Annotated in this window: 11 protein-coding genes; 9 read left to right on the forward strand and 2 right to left on the reverse strand. The window is 65.3% G+C overall.

From position 1 onward, the window contains the following. The first annotated feature begins 42 nt into the window (after positions 1-42). The 3 genes from EN786_RS20580 to EN786_RS20595 all read left to right on the forward strand — a co-directional run bounded on the left by EN786_RS20580 (position 43) and on the right by EN786_RS20595 (position 4054). Positions 43-2121, forward strand: coding sequence for an acetate--CoA ligase family protein (locus EN786_RS20580; RefSeq protein WP_127283449.1), 2079 nt, complete (start codon positions 43-45; stop codon positions 2119-2121). Next, a complete protein-coding gene (locus tag EN786_RS20585) occupies positions 2114-2896 on the forward strand; it encodes a carnitinyl-CoA dehydratase (RefSeq protein ID WP_127283448.1) in 783 nt (260 codons plus the stop codon). Before EN786_RS20580 ends, EN786_RS20585 begins: the two co-directional genes overlap by 8 nt. 216 nt (positions 2897-3112) lie before the next feature. Continuing rightward, entirely contained in the window at positions 3113-4054 is a 942-nt protein-coding gene (locus EN786_RS20595; protein ID WP_127283447.1) for an alpha/beta hydrolase, read from the forward strand. A 15-nt stretch (positions 4055-4069) separates the two neighbouring features. Here the strand turns inward: EN786_RS20595 and EN786_RS20600 are convergent, their stop codons facing one another. Together EN786_RS20600 and EN786_RS20605 are read right to left on the reverse strand one after the other, a co-directional pair. After that, positions 4070-4933, reverse strand: coding sequence for a hypothetical protein (locus tag EN786_RS20600; protein ID WP_127283446.1), 864 nt, complete (start codon positions 4931-4933; stop codon positions 4070-4072). 7 nt (positions 4934-4940) lie between these two features. Continuing rightward, positions 4941-6530: an ABC transporter substrate-binding protein gene (locus tag EN786_RS20605; protein WP_127283445.1), complete on the reverse strand. Its 1590-nt coding sequence runs from the start codon at positions 6528-6530 to the stop codon at positions 4941-4943. A 415-nt stretch (positions 6531-6945) separates the two neighbouring features. On the opposite strand from EN786_RS20605, the gene EN786_RS20610 reads away from it, so the two are divergent. The 6 genes from EN786_RS20610 to EN786_RS20635 all read left to right on the forward strand — a co-directional run bounded on the left by EN786_RS20610 (position 6946) and on the right by EN786_RS20635 (position 18392). Next, a complete protein-coding gene (locus EN786_RS20610) occupies positions 6946-8925 on the forward strand; it encodes a hypothetical protein (protein ID WP_127283444.1) in 1980 nt (659 codons plus the stop codon). 11 nt (positions 8926-8936) lie between these two features. Then, on the forward strand, positions 8937-12800 hold the full coding sequence (locus tag EN786_RS20615; protein ID WP_127309774.1) for a hypothetical protein: 3864 nt from the start codon (positions 8937-8939) through the stop codon (positions 12798-12800). A 129-nt stretch (positions 12801-12929) separates the two neighbouring features. Further along, positions 12930-14888 carry an EB domain-containing protein gene (locus EN786_RS20620; RefSeq protein WP_127286291.1) on the forward strand — a complete coding sequence of 653 codons (1959 nt, stop codon included), beginning with the start codon at positions 12930-12932 and terminating at the stop codon, positions 14886-14888. 204 nt (positions 14889-15092) lie between these two features. Next, positions 15093-15770, forward strand: coding sequence for a ribulose-phosphate 3-epimerase (gene rpe / locus EN786_RS20625; protein WP_127286292.1), 678 nt, complete (start codon positions 15093-15095; stop codon positions 15768-15770). A 277-nt stretch (positions 15771-16047) separates the two neighbouring features. Then, entirely contained in the window at positions 16048-16794 is a 747-nt protein-coding gene (locus EN786_RS20630; protein WP_127286293.1) for a GntR family transcriptional regulator, read from the forward strand. A gap of 83 nt (positions 16795-16877) precedes the next feature. Continuing rightward, positions 16878-18392: a malonyl-CoA synthase gene (locus tag EN786_RS20635; protein ID WP_135908784.1), complete on the forward strand. Its 1515-nt coding sequence runs from the start codon at positions 16878-16880 to the stop codon at positions 18390-18392. Positions 18393-18407 lie beyond the last annotated feature (15 nt).

The following is an 18407-nucleotide window of genomic DNA, read 5'->3' on the forward strand; positions in this document are numbered from 1 at the left end:
GTCCGGTTTGGGGGAAGATCATGCTCAAACGAAAAGATGACCATGCATAAACTCGAACGTCTCCTGCGCCCGAAGTCCATAGCCGTGTTCGGCGGCGCGCAGGCCGCCGCCGTCGTCGCGCAATCGATCAAGATGGGCTTTGCCGGCGAAATCTGGCCGGTGCATCCGACAAAGGACGAGGTCGCCGGGCGCAAGGCCTACCGCTCCGTCGCCGACCTGCCCGGCGCGCCGGACGCCGCCTTTGTCGGCGTCAACCGCCATCTCACCATCGAGGTGATCAGGGAACTGGCCGAGCGCGGCGCCGGCGGCGCCGTCTGCTTCGCCGCCGGCTTCCTCGAGACCGAGGCCTATGACGAGGACGGCGAACGGCTGCAGGCCGAGCTCGTCGCAGCCGCCGGCCAGATGCCGATCATCGGTCCGAACTGCTATGGCCTCATCAACTATGCCGATGGCGCGCTTCTGTGGCCCGACCAGCATGGCGGCATCCGGCTGCCCGACGGCGGCAAGGGCGTCGCCATCATCACCCAGTCGTCCAACATCGCCATCAACATGACGATGCAGAAGCGCGGCCTGCCGATCGCGTTCCTGATGACCGCCGGCAATCAGGCGCAGACCGGCCTCTCGGAAATGGCGCTCGGCCTGATCGAGGATGAGCGCGTCACATCGCTCGGCCTGCACATCGAGGCTTTTGACGCAGTAGCCGGCTTCGAGCGGCTGGCGGCCAGGGCCCGCGAGCTGAAGAAGCCGATCATCGCCATGAAGGTCGGCCGCTCGGAACAGGCGCGGCAGGCGACGGTGTCGCACACCGCCTCGCTCGCCGGCTCGGATGCCGCCTCGGGCGCGTTCCTGAAGCGGCTCGGCATCGCCCGCGTCGATTCCATTCCGGCCTTCATCGAGGCGCTGAAGCTCCTGCACATCACCGGGCCACTGCCCGGCTACAAGCTGTCTTCGATGAGCTGCTCGGGCGGCGAGGCCTCGGTGATGGCCGACAGCGCCGAAGGGCGCTGGGTGCATTTCCCTGCACTAACCGACAAGCACCGCGCCCATGTCAAATCGACGCTCGGGCCGCTAGTCGCGGTCGCCAATCCGCTCGACTACCACACCTTCATATGGAACAACGAGCCGGCGATGACGGCGACCTTCACCGCCATGGTGTCGGGCGGCTTCGACCTCAACATGCTGGTGCTCGACTTCCCCCGTCCCGACCGCTGTTCGGACACCGACTGGTGGACGACGCTGCGCGCCTTCGAGGCGGCGCTGAAGACCAACAGCGCGCAAGGCGCGATCGTTTCCTCGCTGCCGGAGAACCTGCCGGAGGAATACACCGCCGGGCTGATGGCGCGCGGCATGGTGCCGCTGTTCGGCATCTCGGAAGCCATGGATGCCGCGCAAGCCGCCGCCTTCATCGGCTGGGCCTGGCGCGAGCCCGAGGCGCAGCCGGTCGACACGTCTGCTTCCGGCGTCGCCAGCGGCGGCCATGTCACGCCCGACGAGGCCGAGGCCAAGGCGCGGCTGATCAAGGCCGGCCTGCCGGTGCCGAAGGGCGAGCGCGCCGCCAATGCCGTCGAGGCGGTGATTTCGTCCATGGCGCTCGGCTTCCCGGTTGCCCTGAAGACTTTGGGCGTCACCCACAAATCGGAGGTTGGCGCCGTGCAGCTGAACCTTCGGGACGCCGAATCCGTCAGCACCGCCGCGCATGATCTCTTGCCGCTCGGCACCGGCCTTTATGTCGAGCGCATGGTGCGCGACGGCGTCGCCGAGCTGATCGTCGGCTTCACCCGCGACCCGATGTTCGGCGCGGTGATGACGCTCGGCACCGGCGGCGTGCTGGTCGAATTGTTGCGAGACAGCGTCACTTTGATGCTGCCGGCGACCCGCGACGACATCGAAGCGGCCCTGCGTGGACTGAAGCTCTATCCGCTGCTCGAAGGCTATCGCGGCCGGCCCAAGGCCGATGTTCAGGCTGCCATCGACGCCATCGCCGGCATCGCCGGCTTCGTGCAGCAGAATGCCGGCGAGATCGAGGAGCTCGACATCAATCCGCTCATCGTCTGCGCCGAAGGCAAGGGCGCCTGGATCGCCGACGCGCTGCTGGTGCTTGGAGAAAAGAAGAATGTCTGACGTCATTTCGACCCGCCGCGAGGGCGCGATCCTCGAGGTCACGCTCGACCGGCCGAAGGCCAACGCCATCGACCTGAAGACGTCGCGGCTGATGGGCGAGACGTTCAAGGCGTTCCGCGACGATCCCGAATTGCGCGTCGCCATCGTCAAGACCGCCGGCGACAAGTTCTTCTGCGCCGGCTGGGACCTCAAGGCGGCCGCCGGCGGCGACGCGGTCGACGGCGATTATGGCGTCGGCGGCTTCGCCGGGCTGCAGGAATTGCGCGACCTCAACAAGCCGGTCATCGCCTGCGTCAACGGCATGGCGGTCGGCGGCGGCTTCGAACTGGCGCTGTCCTGCGACCTGATCTACGCCTCGGACCATTCCTCCTTCGCGTTGCCCGAGATCCGCGCCGGCACGCTGGCCGACGCTGCGACGATCAAGCTGCCGAAACGCATTCCCTACCATGTCGCGATGGACCTTTTGCTCACCGGCCGCTGGATGGATGTCGCGGAAGCGCATCGCTGGGGCCTGGTCAACGAGGTGCTGCCCAAGGACAAGCTCGAGGACCGCGTCTGGGAGATCGCGCGGATGCTGGCCAGCGGCCCGCCGCTGGTCTTCGCCGCGATCAAGGAGACCGCGCGCGTGGCCGAGGCGCTCACCTTCCAGGACGCAATGAACAAGGTGACACGCCGCCAACTGCCGACCGTCGATATCCTCTATGGGTCGGAAGACAATATGGAAGGGTTCCGGGCCTTCGCCGAGAAGCGCGACCCGGTGTGGAAGGGGAAGTGACTCTGCGGAGATGATGGCGCGAGGCACCCCCCTCTGCCCTGCCGGGCATCTCTCCCTCAAGCGGCGAGATCGGCAGTTTCAGCCTCTACGCTTTTCTTCCAGCGTAGAAGATAGGCGAAAGCCTTCGCGACATCTGATCTCCCCCTTTGAGGGGGAGATGTCCGGCAGGACAGAGAGGGGGGCCTGGGCGCCATCACCGAAAGTTGGTCATCCTGCATGACCAACTACAAAACCCTCATCGACGCCGAGACCTGGGCCTTCATCGAGAAGACCAACTCCTACTATCCGCCGGATACGATCGACTACACGATCGCAGAGCAGCGCGCGATCTATGACCGCATGTGCCGCGAGTTCTTTGCCGGCTATCCGCAAGGCGTGACGGTCGAGACCACAGCCATCCCGGCGCCTGCGCAAGACATCCCGATCCGCCTCTATCGCAACGCAAAACCGCAGACGGCGGCGATGGTGCTCTACGTCCATGGCGGCGGCTTCATCCTCGGCGGGCTGGACAGCCATGACGATGTCTGCGCCGAGCTCTGCGCCCGCACCGGCTTCGAGGTGGTTTCCGTCGACTATCGGCTGGCGCCGGAGCACCTGCACCCGGCCGCCTTCGACGATGTCATGGCAGCCTTCGAATGGGCCGCCGCTGCTTACGAACGCCCCGTCCTGCTTTGCGGCGACAGCGCCGGCGGCAATCTTTGCGCCGCCGTCAGCCATGCGACGCGCGGCCATGCCAAAAAACCGGTCGGCCAGCTGCTGATCTATCCCGGCCTCGGCGGCGACCGGTCTCGTGGCTCCTATGTGACGCATGCCGAAGCACCGATGCTGACCGTGCGCGACCTCGAATTCTACAAGCACATCCGCACCGGTGGCGAGGACCGCACCGGCGACATCACGCTGGCGCCGCTCGCCGATGCAGACTTCGCCTACCTGCCGCCGACCGTGCTGATCACCGCCGAATGCGACCCGCTGTCCTCCGACGGCGAGGCCTATCGCGACCGCGTCGTCGCGGCCGGCGGACATGCGTACTGGTTCGAGGAACCGGGACTTGTGCACGGCTACCTGAGGGCCCGGCACACGGTCGGCCGGGCGCGCGCCAGCTTCACCCGCATCGTCGAGGCCGCAACGGCGCTCGGCAAGGGCGACTGGATCTGGTGAGCCGGCGTCCTTCGCTCAGCCGCGGATGAAGCCGATCAGCGCCTCGGCCATGCGGTGGTCGAATTCCTGCCGGAACAAATTGCGCTTCAGCCAGCTCGGATTGGAACCGACCGTCTTGTTGGCATCGACAACGATGCCCTTGCCGTCGACGATGAAATAGTCGATCGCGCCGTAATCGAGATGGAGCTTCTCCCGCACCGCCCTGACCTCGTCGGGAACCGCGCCGCCCACTTCGTTGCTGACAATCTTGGCGCCCGCGCACAGCACGTCTTCGTAGACCTGCCGCATGTTGAGTTCGGCGCCGAGCAGGAACATGTAGCGATGTTTCACGATCGGCAGGTCGAGGCTGTCGAAAGCGAATTTCTCCACCATCAGCCTCTCGTCGCGCCAGACCTCCGCCGGAACCTCGGTGATCGTGCCGTAGACGCGGTAGCGCGGGCACAGGCGCTCCTTGTAGTCCGGCGTCGCGATCTTGCGCAACGCATGCGCTGCCCGCGTCCAGCCATTGCGGTATTGCCGCCAGCGCAGCTCGGGCCGGCCCCGGCTGTTGAGCACCGTCTTGACGACGACCGGGCCCGGGTGGCTGTCGCCGTAGTTCAGCCTGAGCGTCGAATAGAGGTGCCGGTGGATGGAGAGGGCGCGGCCGTTGATGGTGCGCTGGTAGAGAATGCCGATCTGGGAATATTCTTGCGGCACTTCCGTCAGGTCGACATGCAGCAGGGCGGCCGGCGCACGGCTGCCGCCCGCCGGACGATCGAGCACGCGCACCTTCAGCCCGGCCTCTTCCACATGAGGCAGCAGCGACTGGATCGAGTATTCCCGCGACGAGCCGAAATTGCTGAGGCTCTCCACATAGACGTCGAGGTCCGCGGCCGCCACCGGGCGGTCAGTCCTGGATGTCGACGCCGGAGAAGTCATGGTGGTCGAAAGGATCCATGACGTAGCCTCGAACCCGTTCGCGCATCGGGATCGACACCACCGAATGCGCGATGACCACCCATGGCGTCTGTTCCCGGAACAGTCGCTGCGCCTCGACATAGAGCTTCGCACGGGCGGCGGGATCGACGATGGCCGCCGCCTGCTTGAGCAGCGCGTCGAAAGCGGCAAAACACCAGTTGGCGCGGTTGGTGGTGCCGACGCCGGCGCAGCCGAGCGGCACTGACAGGAAATTGTCCGGATCGCCATTGTCGCCGGTGAAGCCGAACAGCATGGCGCCATCGCGGTCGCGCGCCTTCGAGCGGGCGAGATACTCGGCCCATTCATAGGTGACGATATCGACACCGACGCCGATCTTGGCGAGATCCGACTGGATCATCTCGGCCATTAGCCGGGCGTTGGGGTTGTAGGGCCGCTGCACAGGCATCGCCCAGACTTTCATGCGCAGATCATGGACGCCGGCGGCGGCGAGCTCGCGCCTGGCGCCATCGGGATCGTAGCCATCGCCGGGAGCGGACTTGTCATAGGCCCATGAGGTCGGCGGCAGCGGATTGCGAGCCAGTTCGCCGGTGCCGCGGAAAACGACATCGACGATCGCCTTCTTGTCGATGGCCATGTCGATCGCCTTCCTGACGCGCGGATCGTCGAACGGCTTCTGCAAGGTATTGAAGGCGAGATAGCCGGTGTTGAGGCCCTCCTGCTGCATCAGCCTGATGCCGGGCGCGGCCTTGATCGCCTCGAGGTCGGCCGGATTGGGATAGGGCATGACATCGCACTCGCCGGCGCGCAGCTTTGCCATGCGGATGCTGGCATCGGTGGTGATGGCGAAGACCAGATCGTCGATCTTCGCCCGGCCGCGCCAGTAGTCCGGATTGGCCTTGTAGCGGATGACCGCATCCTGCTGATAGTCGACAAGCTGGAACGGACCGGTTCCGACCGGCCTTGTCGCCAGGTCCAGCGGACGCTTCTCCGCCAGCAGCCTGTCGGCATATTCCTTCGAGACGACCGACGCGAAATCCAGCGCCAGATCGGCCAGCATCGGCGAGTGCGGCGCCTTCAGCGTCATGACGACGGTGTAGTCGTCGAGCTTGCGCCAGCCGACGACGAGGTCCGGCATGCCGATGCCGTCGAAATAGATGTACTGGCGGCCGGCATAGTTGTGGAAAGGGTTCCCGGCGCTACCCTGGCGCTCGAAAGTGAACAGCACGTCGTCGGCATTGAAGTCGCGCGTCGGGGTGAAGCCTTCGATGCTGTGGAATCGCACGCCGCGCCGCAGATGGAATGTGTAGGTCAGCCCGTCGTCGGAGACCTCCCATTTTTCGGCGAGGCCGGGACGCACTTTGGTCGTGCCGGGTTCGAACTCGACAATGCGGTTGTAGAGCGCGGTCGCCGACGCATCGCGGGTGCCGGAGGCAAGTGCCGGATCGAATGTGTCGGGACTGGCCTCGGTGCAGTAGACCAGGGTCTTGGCCGCCGACGGCAATGCCGGCGACGAAAGGACGAGCGACGCCAGCAGCAGTATGAGGCGCTTGCCTGTCATGCCCCCTCCCTGACTATCCAACCCTTATCCGCACCAACGCTAACAGAAGGCCGCCGTGGCGGAAAGCCGGCCGCAGGATTCCATCGGCGGCGGCATGAACCTTTCCGCGTCAGCCCGCGACTGACGCTCAGGCGCCGCATGGTGCGGCCCGGGAAAGGAAAACCCAATGACCAGAAACCCAGAGGCTCCACGGTCTCCGGGAACAACAGAAGCTCGGCGCGACCACCGTCTTCGGGACAGGGTCGATGCGCTGGGCTTTCCGCTGATTCCGTTGACCCTGCGTAAGAGCCGGCGTATCGTGAGCATGAGGAAAGCAGACAATTCGATCAGGGAAGAACGTGCCGGAACGCCGAGCCTTGCCCTGATTCGCGCGGCAATGCCGGATGGTTCTTCCATAGACTTCGGGGGGAGTTCTATGTCCTGCGACCAAGGCGCTCTTGCGCACGCTCGTGCCGGCCGTTTGCGCCGCGCGGCAAAGGCAACCAGCGGATTTCTTGCTCTTGCGCTCAGCGCCGGCCTGTGGCTCGGCAGCCCTGCCGGCGCGCAGGAAACCCAGATCATCTATCCTGGCTCGATGGCGGTGACCGGCTTCCCCGGCACCGTCATCCCCAATTTCGACTCTTCCGAGTCCGAAGAGGGGGGCCTTCCGCCCGGCGTCGATCCGGTCGACGAAACCTTCATCGACACCAGCCGCGCCTCCTTGCGCGTCTTCGACGTCTCGCATCTCGGCGGCCCGGCCTCGGGCCAGCTCGTCTACACGCCGCCGCCCTTCGAGGTGACGGCCGGCCAGATCGGCGAGGTCTTCGGCCTTACCTATGACGACGGCGTGCGTGATGGCGTGCCGTCGGGCATCCCGAACCTCTATGCCGCCGCGACCTCGCTGCACGGCATCGAGATCGTCACGCCCGACGCCGACAGTGACGGACGGCCCGAGCGAGAGCGCCGCGGCGCTGCCGGTGCTGCCTTCATGGAAGGCCAGTTCGGCACCGAGAATGGCGGCGGGCCGGGCACGATCTGGAAGATCGACGGCATTACCGGCGCCGTTTCGAAATTCGCCGATATCGACACCAACAGCGGGCCCGGCATCGGCAACCTTTCCTTCGACCCCATCCATCGCCAGTTCTTCGCCTCCGATCTCGACACTGGCCTGATCCATCGCATCGACGCCAACGGCACGCTGATCGACACGTTCGACCATGGCGTCGCCGGACGCCCGGCGCACGGGCTCGACCCGGTCGCCGACGACGGCGCCGTCATGGACATCCAGGGCGCCGCCTTCGACAGCGAAGACCCCGACACATGGGGCTACACCCAGGACGAGCGCCGTGTCTGGGCAGTCGCCTATCACGGCGGCCGGGTCTACTATACGGTCGGCGAAAAGGCGGAGGTCTGGTCGGTGGGCATTGCCCGCGACGGCCGCTTCGCCGGCGATCCGCGCTGGGAGCTGACTGTCAAGGCCGACAAGGACTACGCCGTCACCGGCATCGCTTTCGACAACAAGGGCTTCATGTACCTGGCCCAGCGCGGCCCGGTGGAAAACCGCTACGATTACAGCCGCTTCGCCGATTCCGGCAAGGGCGAGGTCATCCGCTACTGGCGCGAGAATCCCGACGATCCGGCGACGGAATCGGTCTGGGTGGAAGAGCCGCAGGAATATGCGATCGGCTTCCCGCAAGGCAACCGCCAGTCGGCCGGCGGCGTCGACCTGCAATATGGCTATGACGCCGAGGGCAATCTCGACACCAGTGTCTGCACCGACACGCTGGTCAACACCGGCGACAAGTTGCGTGACAATCCGGCGCTTGCCGAGCAACTCGCCGCTGGCGGGCCTTTTGCCGTGCATGGCGTCCAGTTCACGCCGACCCCGCTGGTCAAGCCGGCCAACGTGCCGCCCTTCGGCTCCTGGTTCGTCGACTTCGACAGCTATTTCGAGGACCCGGAAGTGGAAGGCCATGTCGGCGACGTCAGGGTCTGGCGTCCCTGCGAGGGCCGTGCCGGCTACTATGAGGAAATTCCTGGCGGTTACCTGCCGCCATTCTATCCGCCGGACTTCCCACCGCCCGGCAATCTGCCTCCCTGTCTCGATGTCGAGGATGTCCAGTACTTCTGCACGCCCTCGGGCCTCGAGGCCGATCTCTATCTCCATGACCATGCCGGCTTCGGCGGCGATTCGATCAAGGCTCTGTCCAAGACGCCAGGCGTCGGGGTGACCTCACCCATGTCGCATGCGCCGGGCACCCCATACACGATCGGCATCACCGGCCATTATCCGGGCGACACGGTCGATGTCGGGCTCTGCTTCTACAGGCAGTCAGACCGCGACAAGGGCGGCTACTACCCTTGCTGCAAGATGACCCTGCCGCTCAGAACCCCAGCCGTCAGCTGCGAACCGTGAGGGAGGGAAAGATGACCATTTCCGCGCTTTCCCCGTTTGCTCCCAGCAGCAAACCCACCGTCATGGAGACGATCATGAAACCCCTGTCATATGCCAGGCGCGGCGCGCGCTGGCTGATGGCGGCCGGTATCGCGGTCGCCATGCTGCCGGCATTGCCGGCCTTCGCCGAGGACCCCATCCCGGCCAAGATCGTCGAGGCCGCAGGCCCGGAACCCAGGCTTGAGCTCGACAATCCCCGTGTCGTCAATCCCGAGCCGGGGCGCATCGTGCCGTTCTTCACCAAGAAGGGCGGCCAGAGAAGCTGCGACTACGTCTTCTACACCTTGACGTTCGGCCTGCACGGCAATGCGCAAGCCTTTGCCAATCCCGTGCTTGCCAATGCGCTGAAGAACGCCAGGCTCGACTTCAAGGACCAGCTTCCGCATGGCCTGCAGATCGTCAGCGTGCATGTGTCCGGCGACGGCACCGATGCCGGTGGAGGCGCTCTGCCCGGTGCATCGATCAGCACCTCGGCGGACCCGAACGACACCGCGACGGTTTCCGATTTCCGGATTTCCGCCAGCGATCTCGACGGCATGGGCGCCGCGAACGAACGCACCATCACCTTCCAGATCGTGGCCAAGATCGACCACGCGGCGTTCCCCGCGCCGGCCATGATCGACAACCAGGGCACGATCAAGGTGTCGATGGGAGGCGGCCCGGGGACCATCATCCCGTCGCAGGATCCGGGCAAGCCGGATGACGGCGATTTCCTCACCGGCGAGAAGACCTCGATCCGCATCGACTTGACCAAATGTAATCCGCCACCACCACCTCCCGGCAAGGAATGCTTCAAGGTGGAGCGCGGCACGGTCGATTGCGTGCCCGGCGGCGGCGCCTTCATCTACCACATGCCTGTCGGCCCGGAGATGGGCGGCAAGTGGGTGCAGGTCTCGACGACCACGCCCGGCATCACCATCATCCCCGACACCCAATTGGTGCCGGCGGGCGGCGGCGTGCTCAACTGGAAGATCGTCGGCGCATCGCCCGGTGATGTCATCCACCTTATTGTCACCGGCATCGAGACCTATGCCGGTCCGGAGGAGGGCTGGGGCCTGTGCTGCACGCAGACCATCGACATCGTCATCCCACGCGATCTCAGATGCCCGCCCGACAAGGAGCCGGACCTCAAGGTCGAGAAGCGCGCCGATGTCACGCGTTGCACGATGGCCGGCGGCTGCGACTTCACCATCAGGGTCAGCAATGTCGGCGGCACCCCCTATCACGGCAAGATCGTGCTCGACGAGGTGACGTTGCCGGCCGGCTCGGTGCTGGATTCCGGCCCGAACCCGCCCTGGGTCTGCGTGCCCGGCGTCACGCCGATGACCTGCACCCATCCGGTGACCACGCTCAACCCAGGCGCCTTTGTCGACCTCAAGCTCGGCTTCAAGCCGGCGCCGGGCTGGCAGGGACGCGTGCTGCGCAACTGCGCCATCTACGACTACCAGGCCAGCGGCAAGCCGCTGTTCGGCAGCCAGCAGAACGATCGCGGCTGCGCCTCGATCCCGATCTGCCGGCGTGGCGATCGCGACCCCGAGTGCCGGCCGCCGGTCGAGAAGAAGGTCGACCTGATCCTGAAGAAGCGTGCCCGCATCCCGGTCTGCACGGCTGACGGCATCTGCTACTTCGTCATCGACCTCATCAACAACGGCAGCGTCCCCTATAACGGACCGCTGACGGTCGTCGACAGCTATCCCGGCGGCGCGCCGGCCTCCTCGACCTTCGGCCCGTCTCCGCCCTGGAGCTGTGGACCGAACGGCCCCGGCCAGTTCCGTTGCGACAATCCCGGCATCGTGCTGATGCCTGGCGCGTCGACGTCGATCGTCGTCAAGGCGGTGATGCCGGCAAACTACCAGTCTGACAGCGTCGAGAACTGCGCCGAGGTCAGGGCGATCCCCGGTGAGGTCGACCTCACCAACAACAAGGCCTGCGCCAAGGAACGCTTCCGCCATCCCAATGGCGGCAAGCCCGGCCTGCGCATCACCAAGGTGTGCAACGGCTCGCTGGCCGGTGCCGCGGTGGTTTCCTGCCGCATCACCGTCAGCAACGCCGGCACGGCGGCCCCCACCGGTCCGGTGCGGGTCAACGATGCCGCCACGCTGGTGGCCGGTGGCGCGCCGGTCCAGATCCAGACCGTCACTCCCGACGGCGCGGAATGGGCCTGCGGACCGGTTCCGGCCAACACGCTGTCTTGCCAGATTCCCGGCGCCGTGATGACGCCCGGAACCTCCAGGCACTTCGACGTGACGGTCTCGGCCAATGGCGAGTTCGAGAACTGCGCGCGCGGCTCCTACGGGCCGGCGCCGGGAGACGACATCGTCTATCCGATCGGCCAGGCTTGCGCCAAGGGCGGCGGGGCTCCGACCATCCGCGTCGAGAAGACCGGCGACAGCGAATGCCAGCCCGGCCAGCCCTGCTCGTTCGAGATCACCATCACGAACGATGGGCCGGCCGCCTTCTCCGGTCCGGTCCGGATCGGCGATGCGATCGGCGTGGAAGGACTGGGCAGGCTGGAAGGCGTCGAGATCACGTCGATTGAGCCGCCCTTCGGCTGCTCGCCGGAACCGACGACGCTGCCTTTGTCCTGCATTGCCAACCTGACGCTCGGCGCCGGGGAAAGCCACGTGCACAATGTCACCATGGTCATCCCCGATGACGGCCGCCTGGCCAATCTGCAGGGCACGGTCAACGGTCAGAACTGCGTTGGCGTCCTGTCCCCGGATACGCGGGTGCAGGGCGGCGGCGACGTGCTTGCCGGCGATCAGGCCAACATCCAGGGCAATCGCGGCAGGGCCTATGCGTGCCATCCCTTCACCATCAGGAACGAGGTGAAGAAACAGTGCTCGGCAGGTTTCGTCATGAACGATGCCGGCCGCTGCGTCTGCCCCGAAGGCACCACCTACCGCAACGGCCAGTGCACGGGCGGCGGCGTCATCGTCGAGCCGAAGCCCAAGCCCTGCGTGCTGCTCAAGGGCCAGATCCGCACCGAGGACGGGCGCTGTGTCTGTCCGCGCGGAACCGAGCTCGAGAACGGCGCCTGCGTGAAGATCACGCAAGGCTGCACCATACCCGGCTCGGTGCCGTCGGCGGACGGCGACAGCTGCTACTGCCCCAAGGGCACGCATCTCGACAGGATCGCGAATGCCTGCGTGCGGGACAAGCAGAAGCCCGAGCAGTGCACCATTCGCGGCCAGGTCCACGACGCGGACGGCGATTGCGTCTGCCCGAAGGGAACCGAGGTGCGCAATGGCGCCTGCCGGCCGATCCGGCCGAAACCGGAGCAGTGCCGCATCCCCGGCCAGGTCCGCAATGCCGATGGCGATTGCGTCTGCCCGAAGGGGACAGAGCTGCGCAACGGCGCCTGCCGGCCGATCCGGCCACAGCCCGAGCAGTGCACGATCCGCGGCCAGATCCACGACGCCAACGGCAATTGTGTCTGCCCGAGGGGTACGGAGATCCGCGACGGCGCCTGCCGGCAGAAGAAGCCCGAACTGGAGCAGTGCACCATTCGCGGCCAGGTCCACAACAAGCGTGGCGAGTGCGTCTGCCCGCGTGGCACCGAGGTCCGTGACGGCGCCTGCCGTAGGGTCCGGCAGGAATGCGCGCCGGGTTCGCAGCTGATCAACGGCCAGTGCCAGCCGATCATCATCCTGCGGCGCTGCCCGACCGGGACGACCGGAAAATATCCAAACTGCGTCCCGCTTCGCAAGCCGGGCGTGGAGGTCAACCCGAACCTGCTGCTCAATCCGAACATCCTGCAGCAACTGGTGCCGAGACGCACGCCGCAGGTGCAGCAGGATCCGGCGGGAGCGAACATCCAGAACTCCAAGCCGTGATCTAGCGATAGGAAAACCAGAACCCCGCCGGAGCAATCCGGCGGGGTTTTTCGTTGGCGGGATCGCCCGCGTGAACCTTGATGCCGCGAGCGGCGACCAATCGCTGAAGGAACACATCAGGAGAGAGAGATGTCTTCAGTCAGCTATGCCTTTCGCAATACGGTTGCGACTGTTGCCCTGTTCGCAGCCGGACTAGTCAGCACCTCCGCTTTCGCCACACAGGCCAACATCAAGTCGATGTCGTTCGACACGCAGAGCGTCAACACCACGCTTCATGTCGTTTCGAGCGACAAACAGAAATGGGACAGGCTGAAAAGCGGCACGGTCCAGTTCTGGGGCCACATGAAGATCGACACACGCTGGCCAGGCTACGTGCAGCAGGTCGGTGTATCGCTCGGCGTATGCGGCCCCAGCCAGTGCGGGGCGTTTCCGCCGATCTGGAGCGCATCGCCGGTCAGCCGCGACTATGATCACCAGGAGAACTTCTCCTTCGATCCCTCGATCATGGCGCTGTCTTCGAATGCGGACATCGCGTCGGTGCCCTATGGCGATCAGATTATCGCCAAGTGCAACCAGCACCTTCAGCCCGATGGGCCGACGAAGTCCTATTCGTTCACACACACTTTCCACGCGACCTTTTCGGCGCTGACCGACAAGGCGCTCGACATGCACAATGCTGCCACCGAGGTGATGGGCGGCAGCTGGCCCTATCCGATCTACGAATCGCATTATGCCGAACACGGTTCGTTCGACGTTCAGGTCGTCTGCGATCCCGTCGTCAAACCGGCGGCTCAGGACATCGCCGTCGACTTCGGCGAATTCGAGACAAAGAACGTCAAGCTGTTCCTGACCACCTACCGCTCGAACCAGCCCGGCTCGACACCCGGCACAGTGTGCCCGGCGCTCAAGGTGACCAGCCGCGCGCAGGCCAACAAGGCCGGGCCGGTATCGATGCGCATCTGGCGGCAGAAGGACGATGGGCCGATCACATCGGAGTTCAAGCAGGTCTGGGCGTCCTTCGACGCGGGCAAGAACGGCTATTTCGCCATCTATGAGAAATGGGAGAATGTCGGAGCGACCGCGTACTTCCAGTACAAGACCGAAATAGTCGGCAACGGCCCGTTCGAGCCCTTCGACGGCTGGAAGGACATCACCGTCCATTGCACTGGCGCCGGCGGCGGCGGCTTCACCGATGGACCGCAGGCCGATCCCGACAACCCGCCGGCAAAGGCCGACTGGCAAGGCGAAGTGACCGTTTCCGACAGCGCCGGATCCAGGAAACTTTGCCCGCGCAAAGGCCAGGTCGCGTTCGAAGCGAGCCGCGATGCTCCCGGCGCGTTGCACTATCGAATCGGTTGCTCGAATGGCGCCTTCTTCACCGGCACCGCGGTCGCCTTCAACGAAGGCGGTGTGTTCAAGGCCAGTGCCGCGCACGATCTCAGCATTAGCAGGACCCGCTCGATCCAGTGCACCTTGCAGGAGATCAAGCCAAATGGATCCATCGCCACCATCGACATGGATGCGGAGGATTTCACCTGCATAAAACGGACTATCGAGCCCAAGGTCGACGATCTGGTCTCAAGCCCGCGACCCGACTTCGGCAAGCCCAGGCTGCCGCCGGTCGTCGTCGATCCCGGCCGCAAATGCCTGCCTAGCCAAAGTCTGCTGCGCGGCAAATGTGTCGACAGGCCGCTGGTGGCCGCGTGCAAGAACACCGAGAAGCTGGTCGACGGCCGGTGCATCGGCGTCAGCATCCACTGCCTGCCCGGCTATCATCAGGTCGGCCTGAAATGCGTGAAGAATGCCGTGATCGCCGGGAAATGCCGGCGTGACGAACAGCGCATCAATGGCGAATGCGTTCGCATGCCTTCCATCATCATCGACTGCAAACGCGGCTATCATCTGGTCGGCAAGGCATGTGTGAGGGACGCAATCATCACCACGGGCTGCCGGCCAACCGAAATGACGGTGCGCGGACATTGCGTGCCCAGGCCGGCTTCGAAGACGCTTGGGCTGCAGAAGTTGAAGCAAGGCAGGGGCCAGTCGTTTCTGCCGGGGCAGGCCAGGTCACGGCTTCAGGTGAACTGAATCCCGCTGCAAACCAGGAGAGAGGCGGTGCCGCCTCTCTCCTTTGCGGGGATGACGAACCTCGTCCTGGTCTGGAGCGACATGCGTCCTTTTTGGCACTAGCTGCCCTCCAACACATAATCGGGCATGTCCTTTCCGAAAATCGGTTCCGATTTTGCAGCCGATGCGCTAGGGCGGAGCGGACTTGAAGAACGGGAAGCGGACATGGCCAAGAAAACCCTGATCGCGCCATCGGTGCTGGCGTCGGATTTCTCGAAGCTCGGCGACGAGGTCGAAGCCGTCGCAGCGGCCGGCGCCGACTGGATCCATCTCGACGTCATGGACGGCCATTTCGTCCCCAACATCACCTTCGGCCCGCCGGTGGTGAAGGCGATCCGCAACCGTACCAAGGCCTTCTTCGATTGCCATCTGATGATCGCGCCGGCCGATCCCTATCTGGCCGCCTTCGCCGAGGCCGGCTGCGACGGCCTGACCGTGCATGCAGAGGCCGGGCCGCATCTCGACCGCTCGCTGCAGACCATCAAGAACCTCGGCAAGAAGGCCGGCGTGTCGCTCAACCCGGCGACACCCGAAAGCGCTGTCGAATACGTGCTCGACCGGCTCGACCTCATCCTGATCATGACCGTCAATCCGGGCTTTGGCGGTCAGGCGTTCATTCCGGCAATGGTCGACAAGGTGAAGCGGGTGAAGGCGCTGATCGGCAACCGTCCGATCCGCATCGAGATCGACGGCGGGGTGTCGCCGGAGACGGCGCCGCTGGTCACCGCGGCGGGCGCCGACGTGCTGGTCGCGGGCGCCGCCATCTTCAAGGGCGACAGCGTCGAGGCCTATCGGGCCAACATCGAGGCGATCAGGACCGCGGCGGACAGCGCCGCCGCCTGATCCTGGCCGTTGACCGTATCTCGGCTGGATACCCAGTCTGATTGATAGCCGAAATGAGTAGCTTCGCTGTCCAGCGCCTCAAGCTTCTCAGAAAATTCAATATTCTTGAGCCGCCCGTTACTTCGGCGAGCCACTGCGCTCTCTATCCTCTTTAAGTCCAATACCATCATCTTCCGCTTGAGGCCGCGAAGTGTGGCACGGTATAGTACGCCTACGGGATTGAGACTGCTTCGCAACAAGAACCAACAACAGGCCAAGGCAGGCAACAGGAGCGATATTGACGTACGGAACCGCCGATCCGGGCGATGAAGGTGCCGGACCCAAGAGCACCCTTGCCAGCACGGTCTATCATCAACTTCGGGACGATCTCTTGCGCGGTGTGCTGGAGACCGAAAGCAAGCTTCGGGTCGAATGGGTGGTTTCGCGATATGGCGCCGGCGCCTCGCCCGTGCGCGAGGCGCTTAACCGTCTGGCTTCGGAAGGCCTGCTCGGCCGCCACGACCAGCGCGGCTTCTTCCTGATGCCGGTCAGCGCCGAGGAGCTGGATGAGCTGACCCGCACCCGCTGCTGGCTGGAGGAAAGGGCGCTGCGCGAATCGATCGAGCACCGCACCGGCGAATGGGAAGAGCAGCTGGTGCTGGCGCTGCATCGCCTGGCGCGCGCCCAGCGCCGCCTGCCGGGTGAGCCCTCGACCAACAATCCGGACTGGGAGAAGCTGCATCGCGCCTTCCATCGCGCGCTGATCGGGGGCTGCCGGTCGCACTGGCTGGTCGGTTTCTGCGACCAGCTTTCCGACCAGGCTTCCCGCTACCGGCTGATCTCGCAGCACGGCCCGGGTGACGAGCGCGACGACCTTGCCGAACACCGCCAGATCGCCGAACGCACCCTCGATGGCGACGCCGACGGCGCGGTCGAGGCCTTGCTCAACCATTACCGGCTGACGGCGGCCATGTGCATGGCGCGTTTCAGCCAGGACGGCGATCCCAAGGCAACCGCGGCCAAGGCGTTGCGCGGCCGCAAATAGCTGCTCTTCCAGTCTCAAATCTGATATTCGCTCTCGCCGCAACGATGCGAATTTAGGATTCGCCGCGCCACGCGGGAGCAACAATGAGCAATCACCTGTTCGACGCTTTTCGCGCCCGCGTCACGGCACCTCGGCGGCTGTTGATGCAGACGGATGACGGGCGCTCCCTCACCTATGGCGACATGCTGGCGCGCTCGGCCCAGCTGGCGCATGCGCTGGTGCAATCCGGCGTGGCGCCGGGCGACCGCGTCGCCGTGCAGGTCGAGAAGAGCCCGGAAGCGGTGCTGCTCTACCTTGCTTGCCTGCGCGCCGGGGCCGTCTTCCTGCCGCTCAACACCGCATACACTCTGCCGGAACTCCGCTATTTCTTTGGCGATGCCGAACCGCGGCTGGTGGTCTGCGACCCGGCAAGAGCGGCCGATATCGGCCCGCTGGCTCAGGCGTCCGGCGCGGCGCTGGCGACGCTTGGTCAGCACGGCGACGGTTCGCTGCCCGAAAGCGCTTCCGGAAATCAGGCGGATTTCGACGATGTGGCGCGCGGACCGGACGACCTTGCCGCGATCCTCTACACGTCGGGAACGACCGGCCGCTCGAAGGGCGCCATGCTCAGCCACGAGAACCTCGCCTCGAACGCGCGCGTGCTGGTCGAGCATTGGCGCTTCAGCGCCGAAGACGTCCTGATCCACGCGCTGCCGATCTTCCACACGCATGGCCTGTTCGTCGCCACCAACGTGATCCTGATGGCCGGCGCCTCGATGCTGTTCGAGGCGAGATTCGATCCGGTCCGCATCGTCTCGCTGCTGCCGCGCGCCACCGCGCTGATGGGCGTGCCGACCTTCTACGTGCGCCTGCTGCAGCAGCAGGGCCTGGACGCCCAGGCGGCGAAAACCATCCGCCTGTTCATTTCCGGCTCGGGGCCCTTGCTGGCCGAGACGCATGCCGCCTGGCGAGAGCGCACCGGCCACGCCATCCTCGAGCGCTACGGCATGACCGAAACCAATATGAACACATCCAACCCCTACGATGGCGAGCGGCGCGCCGGCACGGTCGGCTTTCCCTTGCCGGGCGTTTCGCTGCGCATCGCCGATCCCGACGGCGGCGGGTCGCTCGCACAGGGCGAGGTTGGCATGATCGAGGTGAAGGGCCCGAACGTCTTTGCGGGTTACTGGCGGATGCCGGAAAAGACCAAGGCCGAATTCCGTCCCGACGGCTTCTTCATCACCGGCGATCTCGGCCTCGTCGATCGGGACGGCTACGTGCATATCGTCGGGCGCGGCAAGGACCTGATCATTTCCGGCGGCTACAACATCTACCCCAAGGAGATCGAGGGCGAGATCGATGCGCTTGCCGGCGTCAGCGAAAGCGCGGTGATCGGCGTCGCCCATCCGGACTTCGGCGAGGGTGTCACTGCGATCGTGGTGCGCAAGCCGGGCTCGGCCATCGGCGCGGCCGATGTCCTCGACGCCATCGCGGGTCGGCTCGCCCGATACAAGCATCCGAAGCAGGTGATCTTCGTCGACGAGCTGCCGCGCAACACCATGGGCAAGGTGCAGAAGAACGTTTTGCGCGAGACCTACAAGGATCTCTACGGCCAATAGTTTTCGATGACGATG

It is taken from the genome of Mesorhizobium sp. M4B.F.Ca.ET.143.01.1.1, assembly GCF_004792275.1.
Lineage (GTDB): Bacteria > Pseudomonadota > Alphaproteobacteria > Rhizobiales > Rhizobiaceae > Mesorhizobium > Mesorhizobium abyssinicae.